General features: G+C 65.3%; 21 protein-coding genes. 11 read left to right on the forward strand and 10 right to left on the reverse strand.

The features are described from left to right. Positions 1-84 precede the first annotated feature (84 nt). Entirely contained in the window at positions 85-849 is a 765-nt protein-coding gene (locus O1A05_RS02485; RefSeq protein WP_270106514.1) for an IclR family transcriptional regulator, read from the forward strand. 32 nt (positions 850-881) lie between these two features. On the opposite strand, the gene O1A05_RS02490 is transcribed toward O1A05_RS02485, so the two are convergent. Next, on the reverse strand, positions 882-1628 hold the full coding sequence (locus tag O1A05_RS02490; RefSeq protein ID WP_270106515.1) for an SDR family NAD(P)-dependent oxidoreductase: 747 nt from the start codon (positions 1626-1628) through the stop codon (positions 882-884). After that, positions 1625-2704: a Gfo/Idh/MocA family oxidoreductase gene (locus O1A05_RS02495; RefSeq protein ID WP_270106516.1), complete on the reverse strand. Its 1080-nt coding sequence runs from the start codon at positions 2702-2704 to the stop codon at positions 1625-1627. The genes O1A05_RS02490 and O1A05_RS02495 overlap by 4 nt, the downstream gene beginning before the upstream one ends. Positions 2705-2844: 140 nt before the next feature. Here O1A05_RS02495 and O1A05_RS02500 point away from each other — a divergent pair, with 140 nt between their 5' ends. The 5 genes from O1A05_RS02500 (at position 2845) to O1A05_RS02520 (ending at position 7117) form a co-directional block, all read left to right on the forward strand. Continuing rightward, a complete protein-coding gene (locus O1A05_RS02500; RefSeq protein WP_270106517.1) occupies positions 2845-3390 on the forward strand; it encodes a TRAP transporter small permease in 546 nt (181 codons plus the stop codon). Next, positions 3387-4661: a TRAP transporter large permease gene (locus O1A05_RS02505; protein WP_270106518.1), complete on the forward strand. Its 1275-nt coding sequence runs from the start codon at positions 3387-3389 to the stop codon at positions 4659-4661. The genes O1A05_RS02500 and O1A05_RS02505 overlap by 4 nt, the downstream gene beginning before the upstream one ends. Before the next feature lie 100 nt (positions 4662-4761). Continuing rightward, the gene (dctP, locus tag O1A05_RS02510; RefSeq protein ID WP_270106519.1) at positions 4762-5787 is read left to right on the forward strand and encodes a TRAP transporter substrate-binding protein DctP; all 1026 of its coding nucleotides are present in this window, start codon (positions 4762-4764) and stop codon (positions 5785-5787) included. 38 nt (positions 5788-5825) lie between these two features. Next, positions 5826-6257, forward strand: coding sequence for a type II 3-dehydroquinate dehydratase (locus O1A05_RS02515; RefSeq protein WP_270106520.1), 432 nt, complete (start codon positions 5826-5828; stop codon positions 6255-6257). Further along, positions 6254-7117 (forward strand): sugar phosphate isomerase/epimerase family protein, encoded by an 864-nt coding sequence (locus O1A05_RS02520; RefSeq protein WP_270106521.1) that lies wholly within the window; start codon positions 6254-6256, stop codon positions 7115-7117. Before O1A05_RS02515 ends, O1A05_RS02520 begins: the two co-directional genes overlap by 4 nt. On the opposite strand, the gene O1A05_RS02525 is transcribed toward O1A05_RS02520, so the two are convergent. The 4 genes from O1A05_RS02525 to O1A05_RS02540 all read right to left on the reverse strand — a co-directional run bounded on the left by O1A05_RS02525 (position 7080) and on the right by O1A05_RS02540 (position 10744). Next, positions 7080-7877 carry a glycerophosphodiester phosphodiesterase gene (locus tag O1A05_RS02525; RefSeq protein ID WP_270106522.1) on the reverse strand — a complete coding sequence of 266 codons (798 nt, stop codon included), beginning with the start codon at positions 7875-7877 and terminating at the stop codon, positions 7080-7082. The genes O1A05_RS02520 and O1A05_RS02525 overlap by 38 nt on opposite strands. 62 nt (positions 7878-7939) lie before the next feature. Continuing rightward, positions 7940-8785 (reverse strand): hypothetical protein, encoded by an 846-nt coding sequence (locus tag O1A05_RS02530; protein WP_270106523.1) that lies wholly within the window; start codon positions 8783-8785, stop codon positions 7940-7942. Further along, entirely contained in the window at positions 8782-9426 is a 645-nt protein-coding gene (locus O1A05_RS02535) for an alpha/beta hydrolase (RefSeq protein ID WP_270106524.1), read from the reverse strand. Before O1A05_RS02535 ends, O1A05_RS02530 begins: the two co-directional genes overlap by 4 nt. Positions 9427-9433: 7 nt before the next feature. Further along, positions 9434-10744 (reverse strand): endonuclease/exonuclease/phosphatase family protein, encoded by a 1311-nt coding sequence (locus tag O1A05_RS02540; protein ID WP_270106525.1) that lies wholly within the window; start codon positions 10742-10744, stop codon positions 9434-9436. A 181-nt stretch (positions 10745-10925) separates the two neighbouring features. Between O1A05_RS02540 and O1A05_RS02545 the strand changes: the two genes are divergently transcribed. After that, positions 10926-11666 (forward strand): alpha/beta fold hydrolase, encoded by a 741-nt coding sequence (locus O1A05_RS02545; RefSeq protein ID WP_270106526.1) that lies wholly within the window; start codon positions 10926-10928, stop codon positions 11664-11666. On the opposite strand, the gene O1A05_RS02550 is transcribed toward O1A05_RS02545, so the two are convergent. Continuing rightward, complete coding sequence (locus O1A05_RS02550) at positions 11647-12603, reverse strand: EamA family transporter (protein WP_270106527.1); 957 nt, start codon at positions 12601-12603, stop codon at positions 11647-11649. The two genes, O1A05_RS02545 and O1A05_RS02550, sit on opposite strands and share 20 nt — an antisense overlap. 71 nt (positions 12604-12674) lie before the next feature. Between O1A05_RS02550 and O1A05_RS02555 the strand changes: the two genes are divergently transcribed. Continuing rightward, positions 12675-13613 (forward strand): LysR family transcriptional regulator, encoded by a 939-nt coding sequence (locus O1A05_RS02555; protein ID WP_270106528.1) that lies wholly within the window; start codon positions 12675-12677, stop codon positions 13611-13613. On the opposite strand, the gene O1A05_RS02560 is transcribed toward O1A05_RS02555, so the two are convergent. Beyond that, the gene (locus O1A05_RS02560) at positions 13610-14830 is read right to left on the reverse strand and encodes an ROK family protein (protein WP_270106529.1); all 1221 of its coding nucleotides are present in this window, start codon (positions 14828-14830) and stop codon (positions 13610-13612) included. The two genes, O1A05_RS02555 and O1A05_RS02560, sit on opposite strands and share 4 nt — an antisense overlap. Before the next feature lie 83 nt (positions 14831-14913). Here O1A05_RS02560 and gap point away from each other — a divergent pair, with 83 nt between their 5' ends. Beyond that, positions 14914-15969, forward strand: a complete 1056-nt coding sequence (gene gap / locus O1A05_RS02565; RefSeq protein WP_270106530.1) for a type I glyceraldehyde-3-phosphate dehydrogenase — start codon at positions 14914-14916, stop codon at positions 15967-15969. A gap of 3 nt (positions 15970-15972) precedes the next feature. On the opposite strand, the gene O1A05_RS02570 is transcribed toward gap, so the two are convergent. Then, complete coding sequence (locus tag O1A05_RS02570; protein WP_270106531.1) at positions 15973-16620, reverse strand: 4a-hydroxytetrahydrobiopterin dehydratase; 648 nt, start codon at positions 16618-16620, stop codon at positions 15973-15975. A gap of 64 nt (positions 16621-16684) precedes the next feature. Between O1A05_RS02570 and O1A05_RS02575 the strand changes: the two genes are divergently transcribed. Further along, positions 16685-17476 carry a lipoate--protein ligase family protein gene (locus O1A05_RS02575; RefSeq protein ID WP_270106532.1) on the forward strand — a complete coding sequence of 264 codons (792 nt, stop codon included), beginning with the start codon at positions 16685-16687 and terminating at the stop codon, positions 17474-17476. A gap of 63 nt (positions 17477-17539) precedes the next feature. On the opposite strand, the gene O1A05_RS02580 is transcribed toward O1A05_RS02575, so the two are convergent. Beyond that, the gene (locus O1A05_RS02580; RefSeq protein WP_270106533.1) at positions 17540-18424 is read right to left on the reverse strand and encodes a LysR family transcriptional regulator; all 885 of its coding nucleotides are present in this window, start codon (positions 18422-18424) and stop codon (positions 17540-17542) included. A 119-nt stretch (positions 18425-18543) separates the two neighbouring features. Here O1A05_RS02580 and gabT point away from each other — a divergent pair, with 119 nt between their 5' ends. Next, the gene (gene gabT, locus O1A05_RS02585) at positions 18544-19887 is read left to right on the forward strand and encodes a 4-aminobutyrate--2-oxoglutarate transaminase (RefSeq protein ID WP_270106534.1); all 1344 of its coding nucleotides are present in this window, start codon (positions 18544-18546) and stop codon (positions 19885-19887) included. The last annotated feature ends 41 nt before the right edge of the window (positions 19888-19928 follow it).

Raw genomic sequence — 19928 nt, forward strand, 5'->3', positions numbered from 1 at the left:
AACTCCGGTACGATAGGAACACCTTCCTGGAACAAGGTTCCAGGAAGGTGTTTTCCCGGTAGCCACCAACCCTAGGAGCACACCGTGAACCTTGCCCTCTCCCGATCGATGGCTGTGATCGAGCGCCTTGCTGGCGAAGCCGATGGGGTGCCGCTCATGGTGTTGGCCACCGAGCTGGACCTGCCGAAATCCGCGGCCCACCGTATTTTGGCAGACCTGATCGGCCTGGGCTACGTACATCAGGATCACGTGACGGAACGCTACCGGCTGTCCATGAAACTGGTCTCGATCACCCAGCGCCACCTCTCTCAGGTGCCACTGGTCGATCTGGCACAGCCCGTCCTCACTCGGTTGGCTGAGCAGGCCGGCGAGCTGGCCAGGATGAGCGTCCTGGACGAGGATGAGCTCATCTGGATCACCAAGGCACAGGGCTCCAAACACGCCCTACGCTACGATCCGGATTCCGGCCAAACGGTCGATCTCCTCAGCACGGCCAGCGGCCTGGCGCTACTCTCCACGCTCAACGACGACGACGCCCGTTCTCGTCTGCGCGCCCAGCCCAAGGCGCCGACCGGCGCGCGCGGCCCCGGCGCTCCGCAGTCGGAAGACGAGTTCATCGAGCGTCTTGCCCAGGTTCGCTCAGACGGCTTCGCCTATATCTCCAATTCCTACGAGCTCGGTATCGCAGCCCTTGCGGCGCCGATAGTAGATGCCCGCGGCAGCGCCCTCGGCGTCGTCAACTTGGTGGGGCCATCCTTACGCTTCGACCGCGAGACCGCCCTCACCCACGTGGCCGATGTGCAACGCGCCGCCCAAGAAATTTCGGCCGCCCTCAACACCACCTTGTGATGGAGAGGGCGGCAGCTCCGGCTCGCGAAAATTTACGAGCCTGAGTACCGGCCGCCGGATAGATCCAGCACCTGACCGGTGGTGTAACTGCATTCCTCGGAGAGCAACCACGCAGCGAGTGCGGCAAACTCGGCGGGTTGACCGATCCGCCCAGCCGGCACCCGCGAGAGAAGCTCGGCGTTCCGTTCGGCAGAGAGATGCTGCAACAGTGGCGTCTGGAACATTGAGGGAGCCACCGCGTTAATACACACCCCCTGTGCCGCCGATTCCTTCGCGGCGGCTTTCACCAGGGCGATCACGCCGGCCTTCGAAGTGGAATACGCGGTCATGGAGGCATTCCCCTCGCGCCCCGAAATCGACGAGAGCGCCACAACTCGCCCGTAGCCAGCGCGCTTCATACTCGGCAGCACAGCGCGCAATCCGAGGAAGCACGAATCCAGGTTGATACTGAGAGTACGCCGCCAGTCCGCCGGGTCGACCTCTTCCACCGGAACTTCGGGGCCCTGCGCACCATGAGCCAGCAACAGCCCGTCGATCCGGCCGTGCTCGGCCAAGACCTGCGCACAGACCTGCTCCCACTGCTCCTCGGAGGTGACGTCGAGTTCCTGGTCCGCACCCACCCGATCGGTGGCGACGACGACGGCGTTTTCCGCACGCAATCGTTCCACAGCAGCGCTGCCGAGTCCTCCTGCGGCTCCGGTCACGAGCACCACCCGGCCGCGATAACGACCCGGCCAACAAGAAGACACATCCAGACCCTGCGACGGCACCGCGGTCACGGGCGCACCTCAATCACACGCTTTTCGGACTGGGCGGTATCCACCGCAACGGTGGTGACCAGCGAACGGTAGGCATCATCTGCGGAGACGACAGGCTGGACTTCCCCGCGGGCGACCGCGATGAAGTGGTCCAGCTGGCGCACGTAGGCGTTATGATCGTCGCGCTCCACCACCTCACGGGTCAGCGGCACCTGCCAGTGGCCTTCGGCAGGGTTGCCGTTCTCGTCCACCTGGTCATAGCGGTATAGAGTCAGCGAGGGTAGCGCCAGGGCCGCCTTGGTGCCGGACAGGAAGTAGGCGTCCTCGTCCGGGGGTGTCGGGAAATAAGCGCCATAACCGGAGGTCAGGTCCCAGTTCCAGGGCGATACGGCGGCATCCGAGAGGGACACCGAACCCAGCGCCCCCTGTTCGAATCGCAGCACCGCACCGGCCGTATCGGCCACCGGGTGACCTCGCTGCGCACTGCTGCCCAGCGCCACTACCTCGGTCACGTCGCCCACCAGGTAACGCAGCGCGTCCAGGTCATGGATGAGGTTGATGAGGATCGGCCCAGCGCCGGGCTGAACCCGCCAGGTGGCCTCGTAGTAGGCGTCGTTCTTCCGCCAGGTAGAGAGCAACCCGACCGAAACAATGTCACCCAGTCCCCCGTCGTCGATCAGTTTCTTTGCCGCCACGATGTCGGGAGCGTGACGACGCTGATGACCCACCAGCAGCGGCACCCCGGTGCGCTGCTGAGCCGCCACAATCTCGCGCGCAGCCTCGACGGTATCGGCAATCGGCTTTTCCAGCAGCACGGCGTGACCGTGCTCCATCACGGCGATCGCGGCCGGCGCGTGCAGCACGTTGGGCAGAGCGATGATCACCGCATCGATCTCTTCCCACTCTAGCAGATCGTGGTAGTCGGCGTACCAGGCCAGGCCGTTCTCGCGCGCCAGCTGCTCGGCGGCGTCCGTGGGGTCGGCTAGTGCCACCATGTCGACGCGACTCTCGGCGCGTGCGTATTTCAGATGCTCGCGCCCGATCATTCCGGCCCCGAATAGAGCCAGTCGCAGCGGTCGTGTCGGTTCAGCGGTCATCGTTTCTCCTGATCTCCATGGTGATGTACCTCTCACTTTGGGACATTGTTGTGCTAGTCTACACGTCACTGGAACACAGTTCCGGAATCGAGTTCCACATCAACCTCATTTCTTTCCTTCTGTAGAGAGGAGGCCCGTTCGTGACCTTGGAAGCACCAGATGCCGAAGCATCCCCCGACCCACGACCGGAGCCACGATTCATGCGCATCGCATCCACCGTCGAGATCACTCTGGCCGCATTGCTGTTCCTCGTCTTATTCATCGGAGTCATCTGGCAGGTACTGGGCCGATACTTTCCCGCTATGAATTGGCCAGGCGCCGGCGAAATTGCCCGCTACTCCCTCATGGGCATCACCTTCATCATGGTGGGATACCTGATTGCGAAGAACGGCCAGATCACCGTCGCCGTTATCGACAACATCGTTGGACCCCGCTGGGCCGCCACCGTCCGGTTTATCTCCTCCGGACTTCTAGCGATCATCTGTCTGTGGCTGACGTGGGAGGCATGGGCCCTGTTCAGCGACGGTTTCCGCCGTTCCACTGCAGTGCTGCAGATCCCGTTTGGGTACCTCTTCCTGCTGCCACTGGTCGGCTTTGTCTCCGGCACCTTGATGGCCGTGGTGAAAATGGTGCGCGCTCGTGAGCCAGAACCAGATCGGCTCGTCCTGGAAGAGGAGATCTCATGACACTGTTGCTGCTCGCTCTGGCGATTCTTGCCCTGCTGTTCGCTCGGGTTCCCGTGGCCTTCGCCATCATGGGCCCTTCGCTCGTCTACTTCCTCGTCAAAGATGCATCCACCGGGCTCGCACTGAAAGCGGTCTTTGACTCCGTCAATTCTTTCCCGCTCCTCGCCGTGCCCCTGTTCATTTTCGTCGGCGTAATCGCCAACCGTGTCGGTATTGCCGAGCGACTCTTCGAATTCTGCTTGGCGGGTCTATCCAGGGTCCCGGGAAATCTGGCCTATGTGAATGTCGGAACCTCAGTCGGTTTCGCGTGGATGTCTGGCTCGGCACTGGCCGATGCCGCAGGTCTGGGCAAAGTGCAGGTCCCTGCCATGGTCCGCCACGGCTATCCTTTCCGCTTCGCCACCGGCCTCACGGCGTCATCCACTTTGATCAGCCCGGTGATGCCTCCCAGCATTCCCGCCGTGATTTTCGCGGCGACGGCAACGATCTCCACGGGCGCCTTGTTCGCGGCCTCGGTGATCCCCGCACTGCTCATGGCCTTGGGGCTGTGCATCTACATCGCGATCTGGGTGATGCGTCACCCGGGGTTCGAGGGCCAGCCCTTCGATCCTGCCCGTTTCGGCCGCGCGACGCTGAAGGTCATCGGACCGTTGGGGGCGCCGATTATCATCCTCGGCGGCATCATGGGCGGGTACTTCACTCCGACCGAGGCAGCCGGTATCGCCGCCGTCTACATGCTGTTACTCGGTGCGGTGTACCGGACCCTGACACTGAAGGTGCTCTGGGAGGCCGTCCGAGAAACGGTGTTCCTCGCCGGCGGCATCATGATCATCATCGGCGCGGCGGGAATGCTCGGCCAGATCCTGGCCCGCGAGCGCGTGGCCGGCACGCTGGCCGAGTGGATGACCGATTTCACCTCCAACCCGATCATGTTCCTGATCCTGATCAACGTGCTGCTGATCGTGCTCGGCATGCTCATCGATGCCACGGCCGTGATCTTGGTGACGGTGCCCGTGCTGCTGCCGCTGGCGGTGAGCTACGGAATCGACCCAGTGCATTTCGGCGTGATCATGATCGTCAACCTCATGATCGGGCTCCTGACACCACCCGTCGGCTCGGTGCTGTACATCCTGAGCTCCATCACCGGCCGGCCGGTCGAAGAGGTCTTCAAAGGCGTGGTGCCCTTCCTGATTCCTATGCTCGCCGTGCTGATTCTCATCACGTGTTTCCCCGGACTCGTGATGTTCCTGCCGAATCTTCTCGGATTCTGAGCCGCTGCGGCGATGTCGATACGACGCAGCATTCGAGCACTACTTCATGCCTTTTCACTCCCATCATTCCCTTTCACCCGAACACATCCTGGAGGACATCATGTCTGAACGCACCACTCGCACGACTCGCACCACGCTCGCTCTCACGGCAACCGCCGCCCTCGGCATGGGATTGACTGCCTGCGGGGATTCCGGCGGCGGTGAAGCCGGTGGCGACATCACCTTGCAGTTCGCATCGTCACAATCGCCGGACCAGCCCAACTACTACTGCGGCATGGAGCTCTTCAAGGAACGCATTGAAGAGCAGGACCTCGGAATCACAGTGGATCTGTTCCCCTCAAGCCAGCTCGGACCGGATGCTGAACGTGTCTCCCAGATCCAATCCGGCGATATCGATCTGGATCTGCAAGAAGCCGGCATGACCACGGTGTACCCGAAACTCGGCATTCTTGGCGCCGCGTACGTTTTCGACGACGTCGACCACGCCTTCAACTGGATCGATGAGCACTCCGAGGAATTCCGCCAAGACTTCTCCGACGCCACGGACATGACCATCATCGACGGCTGGTACTACGGTTCCCGCACCTTCTCGTCCAACGAGCCGATCCGCACCCCCGATGATCTGCAGGGTCAGCTGATTCGCTTCCCGGACACCCCGCAGTACCTGGCCAACGCCGAGGCCATGGGAGCCCAGTCCGTGGCGGTCGCCTATGAAGAGGTCTATGTCGCCCTGCAACAAGGGATCGCCGACGGCCAAGAAAACCCAGTCGTAGGAACCGCTACCGGTTCCTACGATGAAGTCCAGGACTACGTTTCCCTGAACAACCACCAAGTCTCGATTCACTGGGTCACCTTGTCCAATCAGACCCTCGAGCAACTCTCAGATGAACAGCGAGAGGCGGTTTTCACCACGGTTCACGAGATCCGCGACGAGAATCGTCAGTGCGTAGAAGAAGAGACCGAGGAAGTGCTGCAGGAGTGGCGCGATTCCGGCCAGCTCACCGTCATTGAAGAGGACGAAGTCGACCGACAGGCCTTCATCGACAAAGCCCAGGACTACTTCGAGAATCACTACACCGGTGAGGACCTCGAGTTCTACCAGTCTATCCGCGATTCAGCCGAGTAATGCCCCAGCCAACGACGAGAGAAAACGAGGAGCACCGCATGCACATCGGAGTCCTTAACGGACCCAACATCAACCGTCTGGGTCGACGCAAGGCGCAGTACGGCACGCATACCTTGGCAGAGATCATCGACGACCTAGAGACCACCGCGACGCGGCTCGGAGTAACCGTCGATCATTTTCAGTCGAACCACGAGGGGTTCCTGGTCGACTGGTTGCACGAGCATGCCGATGAGCTGGACGCACTCATTCTGAACCCGGCAGGGTTAACCCCCTACGGGCGGTCATTGCTGGACGCGGTGGACGACCTGGGGATTCCCTTCGCCATCGTGCATATCACCCAGCATTTCAAGCACTACGGCATGGATGCTCTCGATATTTTCCGCGAGAAAGCTGATATCTACGTGTGCGGTTTGGGCTGGCGCGGATACTCGATGTGCTTGGAGCGTCTAACCGAGATAGAGGCCGCATGACCCGCCTGCTTGCCACCGCTCATCTCACCGCCCTGGCGCTGAGCCCGCCCGATCTCGTGGATGCCGCAGCGCGCCACGGTCTCGACGCTGTGGGGACGCGCGTTCATCCGGCAACACCGACCGAGACCCGGTACCCGATGCACCCCGGCTCGCCCATGGTTCGAGCGACTCAGGACGCGATCGCGCGGACCGGCGTGCGGGCGCTCGACCTGGAGGTCTTCGGCCTAGCTGAGCCAATCGGCCCCGAGGACTGGATACCGGTGTTGGAGACCGGCGCCCAACTGGGGGCGAGCGTGCTGAACGTGGTCGGCGTCGACCCCGACCTGAATCGCTTCCGGGACAAGCTCGGAGACCTGGTGACAACGGCGCGGGAGTACGGAATCCGGCCCAGCATGGAGCCGATTTCGTACCAACCGCTCGCGTCTTTCGGCACGGCGCACCGGATCGCCCGCGAGACCGGTGCGGGGATCATGCTGGACACCCTGCATGTGTTCCGTTCGGGGACGACGCTGGCGCAGCTGGCCGAGATTCCGGCGGAGTTCATCAGTGTGGTACAGCTCTGCGACGGACTGTGGGCAGAACCCAGCCTGATCGATGAGGGTGCGACCCTGGCTCTGGGCCAGTCGGTGGGCGGTTCGCCGCGGCAATTCGAGGCGCGGGCACATCGGTTGGTTCCCGGAAGTGGCGAGTTCCCGTTGGCGGAGGTGCTGCGACTCTTCCCGGAGGCGCCGGTAAGCGTGGAGGTTCCGGATGCGCGGTTCATTGAGGCCGAGGGCTTGGAGGCCCACCTGGCACGGTGCGTGGCGGCGTCGCGGGAGGTGATCAGCTCAGCCGCTGCAGCGCCCACTCTGGATCGTTGACGGTGACCTGCTGAACACCCAGGGTGCGAGCTTGGTTCAGCTCGTCGTCGGTGAGCACCGTCCACATCCGCACGATGCGCCCGGCCTGGGTCCAGGAGCGCAGCACGGAACCGTGGTGGAACAGCCACTGCACGGAGGGGCCGAGCAGCCCCGCCGCTCCCCCGCGGGTGGAGGTGCCGATCTGGACGGCGTCGCGGTCGTCCGCCTCGAACAGCGGGCACAGCATCGAGGCGGGCACCAGCGAGGCCACCCGGCGCAGCGAGTCGCGGGAGAAGCTCATCACGGACACACTCACCCGGGAGCGCTTCCCCTCCGGTGCCAGCAGGCAGGTGCGAGCGTCCCACCCCCAGCGGCGTAGCCATTCCAGCACAGCGTCTTCCAGGGCGCCGCTCATCGAGCTGGCGTGCTTCATTTCGACGGCGAGCTCGACGGTGCGGCCAGAGTCGATCATCATGGCAGTAAGTTCATCCAGGGTGACGAGCTGTTCTTGGGGCCGGCCGTAGCCGGCGGGCAGACTCGGATTCTTCCAGGTGTGCACGTCAAGGGCGCGTAGTTCGGAAAGGCGGTGGGCCCGCACGGGACCGCGGCCGGAGGAGGTGCGATCCAGGGTGGCATCGTGCCAGCACACCAGGTGACCGTCGGCGGAGAGGTGCACGTCCGTTTCGACGCCGTCGACTCCCACGGAGAGCGCGTGCGAGAACGCCGCACGGGTGTGCTCGGCGTAGGCGGCGCTGGCCCCTCGATGGGCGAAGACTCTCACAAGTCGACACCCTAGCCAGGCCCGATGGCCTCACGACGACGTCGACATGAACGGCAGTTGACCTACTCCTGCGTAGCTTCTGTAGACTCCGGGGCGGCGGGCTGTTCTTCCGCCGCGGCGTCCAGGGCGCGCTTTTCGGCGCGACTGAGCTTTTTCTGTGCCTCAGGCCAATCCGGGAACTCCTGGGGCAGCGCTCCGAAGAGGTTCTGCGCAGAGGTCACCACAGAGCGTCCCAGGGCCCGGTTGCCGAAGCCGCCGATGGCCGCACCAATACCGAAGGGCACGAGCCGCCCCATCAGGTGGGCGCCTTGCTTTACCACCAGGCGCTTCATGAACATCTGGGAGATCCGATTGAAGAGTCGCTCGGACATCCCCGACATGCCGGTGACCAGCCAGGAGGAACCACCGAGTGTGCCAGAGCCGGAGGTGGCGTCTTTGAGAATCTTACGCCCGTCCTTGCCGAGCATCACCATCATCACCAGTGCCTGGCCACGTTCGTCGTTGCGGGTGGGAATCCCGTGCAGTTCGGCGATGGACTGGGCGTAGAGGGCGGTGACTTCCAGGAATCCGACGGCCGCACCCAGGGAGAGCCCGACGGCGGCTACGGTGCCCACACCGGGCACGACGGCGGTGCCACCGGCGGCCGCGCCCACCCCGGAAACCAGGTTCAGGTACTGCTTGGTGAGCCGGTCGGCGATCTCCGCGGGGCTGTCCTCGGGGTGGCGACGGCGCATGCGCTGCAGGTTGGCTAACACGGTGCCGCGTTGCACGGACAGCGCCGAGAGGACCGCCTTCTGGAAGGTCGGGGTGGGATTACCGTCGTCGTCGACCGCGCGTTTCACCGCCTGGTCCAGTCCCGCTTTCATTGCGGTCGATCCGGCCAGGCGTCGAGGGTCTAGTGACTTCATGATTCCAGTGTAAGCAGATGGTGGCGCAGGAAAATATTCACGTCCCGCCCCATCTCTTCACCGATGGTGTGCCCCATTCCGGGGTAGGTGCGGGCGGTGAGCCGGGTCCATTGGTCCAGCCAACCTGTGGTGAAGGTGATGGCGTCGGGGTTGATCACCAGGTCGTCGACGTCGCGACCCCAGAAGTAGGGGTGGCGGATGTCTTCGGTGCCGTCGAGGCTGGCCAGCAGGGGGTTCGAGAGCACGAATCCGGAGAGTCCAACCACGCAACGGAACGCTTCGGGGCGCACCCGGGCCAAGGTGGTGGCCATGGCCATGCCCTGGGAGTGGCCCAGCAAGGAGACGCTGCGGTAGCGGTGGGCGGTGACCTCCTCGGAGTCCAACACATCGAAGACGCGGTGGGCGGCGGCGATCACTTCGGCGAAGTCGTTGGCGAGGAAGTAGTCGAGCAGGAACCAGCCCCATTCGTCGTCACCCATCGGGAAGCCGCCACGGATGGCGAGTCCGGTGGTGCCCTCAGGCAACATGGAGAAGCACTGGTCGGCGATGCGGCGTTCGTTGGAGCCGTAGCCATGCAGGACGAGAACGAGGTGGGTGTCATCACGCTGATCGGGGTCAGCGGAGAACAACAGCTGCGTCATAGGTGCGTTACGGGGCCGGGACGATATCGGCCCACACCAGGCGGTGATCGGTGGGGGCGGAGCGCTGGGTCATTTTCGCAATCAACCCGTCGGAACCCTGGGGTGAACCGGTGAGGTGGGAGCCGTCTTCGCCGACGCCGGGCCAGAAGACGCCGGAGCCGCGGACGTCCAGGGTGTCTGAGGGCAGGACGTAATCGGCGCGGGCCATGCGGTCGTCGGATTCGGTGGTGCGGGTGGAGCCGGTACCGGGTTCGACCTCGGGGGCCAGGTCGGTGATCCGCTCGGTGTCGAGCAGCTCGTTGATCCCGGCCGGGTCGGCCGCGGTGCAGCCATCCGGGTCGGCGCCGAGGGTGCCGGCCACCACGAAGTGGTCATCGGTGGACAGGCCACCGGCGGCACCGGCGTCGTCGACGATGTAGTCGTCCTGGTCCTCGGTGACGTAGTCGGACCAGAAGCCAATTTCATCCGCGTTGCGGGCCTGATCGACCGTCCCGCGCGAGGCGTCTGCCGGCGCCGAGGCGAGCACGTGCACGGTGCGGTCGCCCACGGTGATCGGCACATCCCAGTGACCCACCGACGACAGCGGCAGGATGGACTGTTCGAGGCTGGTGAACTTGTCGGCGGGCAGGTGAGATTCGGTGACCTGCTCCCAGCGCAGATCCTGGAAAGTGCGGATGTTGTCGGTGTCGATCGGCTCGGTGGAGAAGATCACCATGCCGGATTGGCCCGGGAAATCGCCGTAACCCAGAGCGTCACCGGGGCCGCCGATGACGCCGTCGTCGTCCAGATCGGCGCCAGATTCAATGCCAGCGTTCACGGGACCGGAATAGATGTAGGGGTAGTCGATACCCTGCTGGCCCTGCTGGCCGACCGCCAGATAGTTGGTGGCGAAGAGCGTGGCCGCTTCGTTATGGTCGTCGACGTCGAACCCGGAGAGCACGAGGACCTCGGGGGCGGCGCGTTGCACGGTCTCGGCAATGGCGGAGCCCTGAGCGTCACCGGGGGCGGAGAGATCGCGAATCAGATCCCCGGCGGTATCCCGGCTGAGACCGGAGTGGAAGGTGGCCACCCGCAGGGATCCGGGGGCCGGGGCGCTCACACTACCTGCGCCGGTGCTGGCTTCCGGGGCGCACACATCATTGATAGCGGCCGCGCGGCTCTCGCCGTCAAGCACGTGCACGGGGCCCCCGTCAAGCACATGCACGGGGCCCGTAACAGCTGCTGCGGGGACAGCGAGTACACCAAGGAGGCCGACGCTAGCAGCGCCGGCCACAGCAAGGCTCGCGGCGCGACGAACGCGCACTTCATCCCGGGTCATGAACTCCAGCGTAAGAGGTTCCTCGAGTCTTGAAAAGCGCCGTGGAAACGATTGCACCTTCAGGTAACTGGGGAGTAGCCGCGCACGCATGCCGATGGAGGGCGATTCCTGACCTGGACTTCCTTCAAAATGAAACCGAAACGTGATGCAATCGTGACCTTGGATGTGATGGGCTGAACCCATGGCTGAACAAAGCGTCATCTCGGCGCGCACCTGGATGATTTCCGGCACCGCGGGCACCATCGCGGAGTTCGACGCACTGGCCGCAGCATGGCCAGAGGCTGCGCACCGCTGGGCGCTGCCGGAGGTCGAGAGCGTGGCGGAAGCTGCCCGGCTGCTGGTGATAGACATCGACGACGCCGACGGCGATTCGGCACCGGAACTGCTGATCGGGCACAGCGCCGGGGGCATCGTGGCGGCCCACGCCGCGCTGACTCTGGCCGGTGGCGACGCACTCCGCACCGGCTCCACCGCAACCGAGGTGAAGCTGGTGCTGTTGGACTCGAACATGCCGGCGGAACCGGATCTGGTGCGGGCGAAACAGCGGCGCTTCCACACCGGTTCCGGGCCGCGCACCCCGAGCAGCCAGGAATTTCTGGACTCGATGTCAGCATCCATTGGCGCAGCCCCCGATGAGGTGCGCCACCAGATCATGGAGCGAATGCGGGCCGCTGCCGACACCGAGGCGCGCACCCGCTTTTGGCCGGATGTGCTCGCCGAGGACACCGCGGCACTCTGGGACCAGCTGGCAGCCGCCGGCATTCCGGTGCTCTATCTTCAGGCCACCCGCCCCGTGGATGCCGCTGCGGTCACCGTGCTCCACCCCAGCGCCGTCGTGCGCAGCGTGCCCGAGGCCGGCCACTGGGTGCATGTGACCCACCCTCAGGAGGTGACCCGGCTGATTACCGGCTGGCGAGGCTGACGTCGCGGCGTGCACCACTCTCTACGGAGCTGCTTTGCCCCGGCTGCGGCGCGGGGTCGGTGATGATCTCGTTCTTCACGGTGGCCGCTGTACGGGTGGTCCCCACGCTGGCGGCGATCACGAGCAGCAACACCACCACGCGCAGCCAGCCGAAGGTTTGGTCCAGCAGAATCCAGCCGGCCACCGCGGCCACCGCCGGTTCCAGCGAGAGCAACACGGAAAACACCGGTGCGGGCAGCCGTCGCAGCGCCGAGAGTTCCAGGGAGTAGGGCACCACCGAGGAGAACAGCACGACGGTGAGCACGAACCACACCAGCTCCGGGTGCGCGCCCAACTGCATGGCCCCAGGTGCACCCACCGGCAACAGCATCAGTCCGCCGATCAGCATGGCCACCCCCAGCCCACCGACGCCGGGCACCGTGGAGCCCACCTTCGCGTTTGCCAGAATGTACAGCGCCCAGAACACGCCGGCCACAGCCGCGAAGATCACCCCGGTCACATCCAGCGAGTCGGCCGCCAGCCACGATTCCACGCCGAGCAGCACCATGCCGAGTGCCGCACAGCCCACCCACACCAGGTCGCGAGCCCGGCGCGAGAGCACCGCGGCCAAAACCAAAGGTCCGGTGAACTCCACGGCCACCGCCACCGAGAGCGGAATCCGTTCGATCGCCGCAAAGAAGAACCCGTTCATTCCGGCCAGGGAGGCGCCGAGCACTGCCACCGCCAGCCAGGTGCGCCCGCTCCAGGTCCACGGCTTGGCCCGGGTGGCCAAGGACAGGATGATCACGACCAGCCCGGCCACACCGAGCCGCAGGGTAGTCACGCCCCAGGAGCCCAGGGTGGGGAAAAGCTGCACGGCGACGGCCGCACCCATCTGAAGGGAGATGCAGGAGCCCACCACGAGGGCCACGCCGGAACTGATGCGCTGCGAAGTCATGGTTCCATCGTCACCAGCCGAGAAACTTAAGTCTAGTGACATGTTTTCACTCATGTAGTTAAGCTGAGCTCATGTTAAACGTGCACCGACTGCGGATTCTTTACGAGCTGCATCAGCGCGGCACTCTGGCCGCCGTCGCCCAGGCGCTGAACTACACGCCGTCGGCGGTCTCGCAGCAGCTCTCCCTGTTGGAGAAAGAGACCGGCGCACAGCTCCTGGAACGCGTCGGGCGCACGGTGCGGCTCACCGACCGGGCACTGGTCCTTGCGGCCCACACCGAGACGGTGCTGAGCACCCTGGAACAAGCCGAAACCGAACTCGAAGCCTCCCAGGATCGGGTGGCGGGCACCCTGCGGGTGGCCTCGTTCCAGACGGCGATGGCGGTGCTGGCTCCACCGGCGCTCACCATGCTCTCGCATCAGTTCCCGGAACTGCGGATCCAGCTCATCCAGCGGGAAGTCACCACCGCGTACGAGGGGCTGCGCAACGGGGAGTTCGACCTGATTGTGGGCGAGGAATACCCCGGCATTCCGGAACCGGTGTACTCGAACATCGACCAGGCCGACCTCTACTTTGACGACCTGGTGCTGCTGGTGCCCCCGAAGGGTCCGTGGAGCACCCCGGCACAGCTCGCCGATCTGGCCAAGGCCTCCTGGGCGGTGGACCCGGCGAACATGGCGACCGGTGCCTGGGTACGAAACATCTGCCGCGACGCCGGCTTCGAGCCCACCGTGCAATACGAAACGACGGACCCTTTTCTCCAAGCCCATCTCGCGACGTCGGGGCACGCGGTGAGCATTGTTTCCGCGCTGATCGCCTCCAACTACGTGGACCGCACCCGGATGATGGGGCTGCCCGGGCGTCCGCAACGTCGCCTCTACACCGCGGTGCGTTCCGGGCGCAGCCAACTACCCGCGGTCCGGGCGTTCCGACGAGCGCTGACGTTTATCGCGGCAGACATGGCCCCACCGGCTCCCCCGACGCGCCTCGACGAGGCCGCGGTGAGCTAGGCCCCCGACGTCGCGGCAGCGGGCGTCAGCGACAACATGTTCTCTTCCACGAAGTCGAGGGCCAGCCGAACGGCACCGGTGACGACCGCCCCAGCCCCCAACCCCGAAACCTCCACCCGCGGCGGGTTGGGGGACAGTGACGCGAGTTCTTCGTTGATCACCGGAACCAGGGCGGCCGCCGACGTCGACACCGCGCCGGCAATCACGACCAGCTCGGGATCGACGACAGCACCGAGCGCGGCCATCACCCGGGCCATGCGGCGCGCAATCCGGTCCAGAATCCGCAGTGCCACCTCGTCGTGCTGGGCGGCGGCCTCGAAGACGAATCGAGCAGAAGCGCGGTGGGTGTCTGGACCCACCAGATCGCGGATCAGCGTCGGCTCCCCCTCGGCGAGGGCCGCACTTCCCCACTGTCGGGCGAGGCGCGCGATGCCGTCGTCGCTGATCACGCCCGAATCCAGGGGCAACATCCCCACTTCACCAGCCCCGCCATGTCGACCATGCAGCAGCCGCCCCGAGGTGAGCACACCGGCGCCCAGACGCTCACCGGCCAACATCACGGCCAGATCATCGATCCCCTGAGCAACTCCCCGCCAGCGTTCCGCCATCGCCGCAAGATTGGCGTCATTTTCGAGCAGTACGTGCCACCCTCGGTCACCCCAGAGCTCGGTCCGCAGTCCGAGATCAAACAGGGGCGCCAGCTCGTAGCCGGCGGCGATATCTCCCTGCCGGTCCACCGCGGTCGCCACGCCGATCCCCACCGCGAGCACCGCGGTACTCTGCACCCCCGCTTCCTGCAGGGCTTGATCGACGGTGCTCTTGATCGTCTCGATGCGCTGCGCAGGTGTCGTGTCCAGGGCGCGGCCGGGAACACGCTGGGCCACTCGTGCCAGTTCCCCGCCGTTGAGGTCGGCGACTTCTGCCGTGACCGTGGCGACACCGAGGTCCAGCCCAACCACACAGCCCGCGTGTTGATCAACGGTGAATCTCCGCGCCGGGCGACCTCGCCGAACGCCCGGATCTCGTTCGGGTTCGAGCTCGCGCACCCATCCCCGTCGGATCAAATCATCACAGACGGCGATGACGGTGGCGCGGGTGAGACCGGTGCGCTGAACGAGGTCCGTGCCTGTCAAAACCCCGCGGCCACGCATCACGTCCAACACGGTGGTCAGGTTCGCGTGACGCAGGGAGTGAGGTGCGGTGGTTTCAGAGTTCATCGGGTGCCTCTTGACGGTGAACGATGGCAGGGCAATAATACTAGTACCGTTTAAATTTAGATCCTAAATCAATAGGAGTCACCATGACCGCGCGCATTGCCATCAACGGATTTGGCCGCATCGGCCGCAACTTTCTCCGCGTTCTCCTGCAGAAGGACGCAGACCTGGAGGTGGTGGCGATCAATGATCTCTCCAGCCCCGAGATGCTGGCGCATTTGCTGAAGCACGATTCCACGACCGGTCGGCTAGCCGAAGATGTTCGGTACCAGGACGGCCATCTGATGGTGGACGATCGGAGCATCGCCGTCTTCGCCGAACGCGATCCGGAGAACCTACCGTGGCGGGACCTCGGCGTCGACATCGTCCTGGAATCCACGGGCCTGTTCACGAATGCTGCCGGCGCTCAGAAACACCTCGACGCCGGCGCTCGCAAGGTGCTGATCTCGGCACCGGCCACGGGAGACGACCTCACGGTGGTCATGGGTATCAACGAGGGCGACTACGACGATGCCCGGCACCACATCATCTCCAACGCATCATGCACGACCAATTGCCTGGCCCCGCTGGCCAAGGTGCTCAACGACGCGTTCGGCATCCAGGGCGGGCTGATGACCACCGTTCACGCCTACACGGCGGATCAGAATCTGCAGGACGGTCCGCACCGGGATTTCCGCCGGGCCCGCGCCGCCGCGATGAACGTGGTTCCCACCTCCACCGGTGCCGCCAAAGCCATCGGCCGGGTGCTACCCGAGTTGGACGGCAAGCTGGATGGCTTCGCGATGCGCGTCCCCGTGGTCACCGGATCGGCTGTCGATTTGACCGTGACGCTGGATCGTGAAGTGACCGCCGAGGACATCAACGCGGCCTACCGGGAGGCCGCCGCCGAGGCGAATTGGGCGGGCATCCTCACCTACTCGGACAGTCCACTGGTGTCCTCGGATATTGTCACGGACCCGGCGTCGTGCGTCTTCGATTCTGGGCTGACGAAGATTCTCGGTGACCAGGTGAAGGTCGTGGCCTGGTACGACAATGAGTGGGGCTATTCGAACCGCCTCGTGGAGCTGGCCGAATTCGTGGCCGCCCACCTCGATCGGTCGAACTCGTCGGCAGCACACCGGCTGCCAGAGCTGGTGGGCTGAGGACTAGCGCAGCAGGAAGTCTCCCACCGGCGCCTCCGGGAGGTCTGTCGTACAGACACACGCCTCGTTGCCTTCGGCGTCGGCCAGCACCCAGAAGCCGGGTGCGTATGCGTCGGTGACCAGCCGGCCGCCGGCGTCGAGAGCTGCTTGAACGCGCGCTTCGGCTTGGTCGTGCGCGACGTAGACGTCCACGTGGGTGGTGGAGCGCTGCTCGCGCGGTTCCACGGAGGGCTGGAACCACAGTGAGGGCAGGATGCCGGAGGGGTCGTCGAGGTAGTCGTCCTGGGTCTCGCGGTAGCCGGTGATGGCTTTCCAGAACGGCTTGACCGCGGAGATCTCGACAGCGTCGATGGTGATCACGGTGCCGCCGATGCGCTCAAGTTCGCGGATCAGACCGGCCTCTTCGACCACCGCGTCCACGGCGGCGGCGAATCGGGTGTCGCGGGCGGTGAGGGCTCCGACGTCGTGGCTGAAGACCCGCACTCGCACCCGGTTGTAGCGCAGGTCGACGTCGGGGTGGTGGTTCTGTTCTTCGGCGATCTCGGCCACGCGTTGCACGAAAGCGACTGCTTCGGTGAAGCTCGGCGCTTTGATGGCGGTTTCGAGGCGGCCGCGCACCACGCGCCACCCGGTGAGCTGCTGCTGTGTCATGGCTTCAGTGTCTCAGCCGGGCGCGGACAGAGTCGAGGGTTCGCGGGAGAACTACGATGCAGGTATGCGGAATTGGGTGAATCAGGGCGAATCCCTGGGCGCGGAAGCCGATCTGGACTACTCCTACCGGCTGTTGCGCGCGGTGCAGTCGGGGGTGTTAGAAGCGCCGCTGATCCGGGTGTACCGCCCGGAGCCCACCGTGTCTTTCGGACAGCAAGACACCCGGATGCCCGGTTTTGCTGCGGCGCAGGGCCGGGCGCGTGAGCACGGGTTTGTGCCGGCGGTGCGGCGGGCCGGCGGCCGGGCGGCGGCCTATCACCGCGGCAGCTTGGTGGTGGATCATTGCTTCCCGGTGGCTGACGGAGACGATTCGTTCTCCGGGTTCCGCGAGCGCTTCGAGCACTATGCGGACCGATTCGCTGCGCTGTTACGCCGTCTGGGAGCCGACGCGAGGGTGGGCGAAATTCCGGGTGAGTACTGCCCCGGCGAGTTTTCGGTGCATGCGCGACGGTCCGGGTCCAACGGCAGAATCAAGATCATCGGCACCGCCCAACGCGTCACGAAGGGGGCCTGGCTGTTTTCGTCGTCGCTGGTGATAGAAGATTCTGCCCCGATCCGCGCGGTGCTCACCGACGTGTACGACGCTCTGGAACTGGAGTTGAATCCGGCCACCGCTGGCGCGGCCGACGATGCGGCTGAAGGGATCACGGTGGAGTCGGTGGTCGAGGCGCTGCTGGCCGATGAACTGGCCGAGGCGCACCTGGGGCCAGAGCCCGTGCCCGGGCTGCACACCCTGGACTTCGCCGAGCTGCTCGACCGGGTGCCGCGCGATCTCACACAGGAGGTGGAGAGATGAGTCGGATTCCCTCTCTGCTACCCGGCCGCGAAGACGAGGCCGCCCGGGACCTGGGCCGAGACGTCAGTTCCGCGGGGTGGTCAGCGTCTCTCCGAAGTGGGCGCGACAGAACTCCTTGAGCCGGGCAGCGAGCTGGCGCAAGGTGGCATCCGCGTGATGGTCGTGGCGCCAGGTGGCAAACAATTCCACCCGCAGGTCTTGATCGTTGGCGCGCACCTGCAGCGGCACCAGATCGAACCAGGGGTCATCCGAGAGCACCGCCACCCCGCGTCCAGCGGCGGCAAGCGCCTGGGCCACCCGACCGTGCTGGGTTTCCACTACCCGGCGCGGCACCAGCCCGGCCACTTCCAGGGCACTGTCGAGCAGATTCCGTGCCCGGAACGAGGTGGAGGGCACCAGCAAGGTTTCGGACACCAGATCCTCGAGCCCCACCGTGCTGCGCCCGGACCAGCGGTGCCCTGGCGGGACATAGGCCCACACCGGCAGGGCGGCGATCGGCACCGAGCGCACGCCAGTGCGGGGGCGGCGGGCGCTGACGATCAGGTCCACGATCGGCAGGAGCCGGTCCAGGTCCGGAGCGCTGACCACCTCGCTGATGGAGGGCACCGGGTCGTCGTCATCGAAGGTGGCCACGAACGGGGCGACGACGTCGATCAGGGTGGTTTCCGGGGCGGCGATGGAGATAGTGCTGAGCCGCCCCTCCACCAACTGCTGGGCCACCCTGCGGGCATGCTCCAGCTTCTGCAGCACCTCACGGGCGGCCTTGAGAAATTCCGTGCCCTCCGAGGTCAGAATCAGCCTCGAACCGGACCGGCGGAACAGTTCCAGCCCCGACGTGCGCTCCAACTGACGAATCTGTCGAGACAGGGCCGGCTGGGTGATTCCTAGCTCGGTGGCGGCTGAGGAGACGGTGCCCTCATCGACCACCGCCACGAACGAGCGAAGCAAACGTGAATCCATAACCGTAGAGCATACGCTGCCACACATATCGGCATTGGACAGTACCCAAGGGCATTAGTCAGGATCAGGGGTAAGAGAGATCACTTTTCGAACCCAGGAGTACCACCGTGCCCGTTGCCGCCCCCTCGTCCGCTCTCCCCCAGAGCCGCTCCCTGTTGACCACGCTGCCGGGCCCGCGCGCCCAGGAACTGCTGGAGCGCCAGCGCCAGGTGGTCCCGGCCGGGGTGGCCTCCACCATGCCGACCTTCGCGGTGCGCGCCGAGGGCGGGATCGTTGAGGATGTCGACGGAAATCGCCTGATTGACTTGGGGTCCGGCATCGCGGTGACCTCGGTAGGCGCTTCCGCTCCGCGCGTCGTCGCCGGCGTGCAGCAACAGGTCGAGCAGTTCACCCACACCTGCTTCATGGTCACCCCCTACGAAGGCTACGTGGCCGTGGCCGAAAAACTGGCCGACCTGACCCCGGTCCCCGGACCGCAGCGCACCGCCCTGTTCAACTCCGGCGCCGAAGCCGTGGAGAACGCCGTGAAGGTGGCACGCGCCTACACCGGCAAGCAGGCTATCGCAGCCTTTGATCACGCCTACCACGGTCGCACCAGCCTGACCATGGCACTGACCGCGAAGAACAAGCCCTACAAGAACGGGTTTGGCCCGTTCTCCCCCGAGATTTACCGAGTGGCCGGTTCCTACCCGCTGCGCGATGGCCTCAGCGGCGCCGAGGCAGCAGCCCGCGCCATTCACCAGCTGGACCGACAGATCGGCGCCAACAACCTGGCCGCCGTGATCATGGAGCCCATCCAGGGCGAGGGCGGTTTCATCGTGCCCGCCCCCGGCTTCCTCGCGGAGATCACCCGTTGGTGCCGCGAGAATGACGTACTGTTCATCGCCGACGAGATCCAGACCGGTTTCGCCCGCACCGGGCAGTGGTTCGCCTCCGAGTTCGAGGACATCCAGCCCGATCTGATCACCACTGCCAAGGGCATCGCCGGCGGCATGCCGCTCTCCGCCGTGACCGGCCGCGCCGAGATCATGGACGCGGCCCTGCCCGGCGGCCTGGGCGGGACCTACGGCGGCAACCCGGTGGCCTGTGCTGCCGCCCTGGGCGCCATCGAGACCATCATGGAGGACGGCCTGCTCGGCCGCGCCCGCGAGATTGAGCACGTGATCGTGGAGCACCTGACCTCCGTGCAGCGCAATGACGCGCGCATCGCCGAGGTCCGCGGCCGCGGCGCGATGGTCGCCTTTGAACTCATCAACCCCACGACCGGCGCTCCGGACGCCGCGCTGACCGGCGCGGTGGCTCAGGCCGCTCGCGACCAAGGCGTCATCACCCTGACCTGCGGTACCGATGGCAACGTGATCCGTTTGCTGCCTCCCCTCACCATTTCCAACGAGCTGCTGCGCGAAGGGCTCACCGTCATCACCGACGCCCTTGCAGCGACTACCATTTGACATCTTGATCGGCCCACCCCTGGGCCCCTCCGAGAGGACCT

This window comes from Citricoccus sp. NR2, from assembly GCF_027594385.1.
Lineage (GTDB): Bacteria > Actinomycetota > Actinomycetes > Actinomycetales > Micrococcaceae > CmP2.

Excerpts from the sequence above, each read along its gene's own strand:
- O1A05_RS02495 (WP_270106516.1), bottom strand. The coding sequence starts at position 2,704 with ATGACCGCTGAACCGACACGACCGCTGCGACTGGCTCTATTCGGGGCC.
- O1A05_RS02505 (WP_270106518.1), top strand. The coding sequence starts at position 3,387 with ATGACACTGTTGCTGCTCGCTCTGGCGATTCTTGCCCTGCTGTTCGCT.
- dctP (WP_270106519.1), top strand. The coding sequence starts at position 4,762 with ATGTCTGAACGCACCACTCGCACGACTCGCACCACGCTCGCTCTCACG.
- O1A05_RS02515 (WP_270106520.1), top strand. The coding sequence starts at position 5,826 with ATGCACATCGGAGTCCTTAACGGACCCAACATCAACCGTCTGGGTCGA.
- O1A05_RS02520 (WP_270106521.1), top strand. The coding sequence starts at position 6,254 with ATGACCCGCCTGCTTGCCACCGCTCATCTCACCGCCCTGGCGCTGAGC.
- O1A05_RS02530 (WP_270106523.1), bottom strand. The coding sequence starts at position 8,785 with ATGAAGTCACTAGACCCTCGACGCCTGGCCGGATCGACCGCAATGAAA.
- O1A05_RS02535 (WP_270106524.1), bottom strand. The coding sequence starts at position 9,426 with ATGACGCAGCTGTTGTTCTCCGCTGACCCCGATCAGCGTGATGACACC.
- O1A05_RS02540 (WP_270106525.1), bottom strand. The coding sequence starts at position 10,744 with ATGACCCGGGATGAAGTGCGCGTTCGTCGCGCCGCGAGCCTTGCTGTG.
- O1A05_RS02545 (WP_270106526.1), top strand. The coding sequence starts at position 10,926 with ATGGCTGAACAAAGCGTCATCTCGGCGCGCACCTGGATGATTTCCGGC.
- O1A05_RS02550 (WP_270106527.1), bottom strand. The coding sequence starts at position 12,603 with ATGACTTCGCAGCGCATCAGTTCCGGCGTGGCCCTCGTGGTGGGCTCC.
- O1A05_RS02555 (WP_270106528.1), top strand. The coding sequence starts at position 12,675 with ATGTTAAACGTGCACCGACTGCGGATTCTTTACGAGCTGCATCAGCGC.
- O1A05_RS02560 (WP_270106529.1), bottom strand. The coding sequence starts at position 14,830 with ATGAACTCTGAAACCACCGCACCTCACTCCCTGCGTCACGCGAACCTG.
- gap (WP_270106530.1), top strand. The coding sequence starts at position 14,914 with ATGACCGCGCGCATTGCCATCAACGGATTTGGCCGCATCGGCCGCAAC.
- O1A05_RS02570 (WP_270106531.1), bottom strand. The coding sequence starts at position 16,620 with ATGACACAGCAGCAGCTCACCGGGTGGCGCGTGGTGCGCGGCCGCCTC.
- O1A05_RS02575 (WP_270106532.1), top strand. The coding sequence starts at position 16,685 with ATGCGGAATTGGGTGAATCAGGGCGAATCCCTGGGCGCGGAAGCCGAT.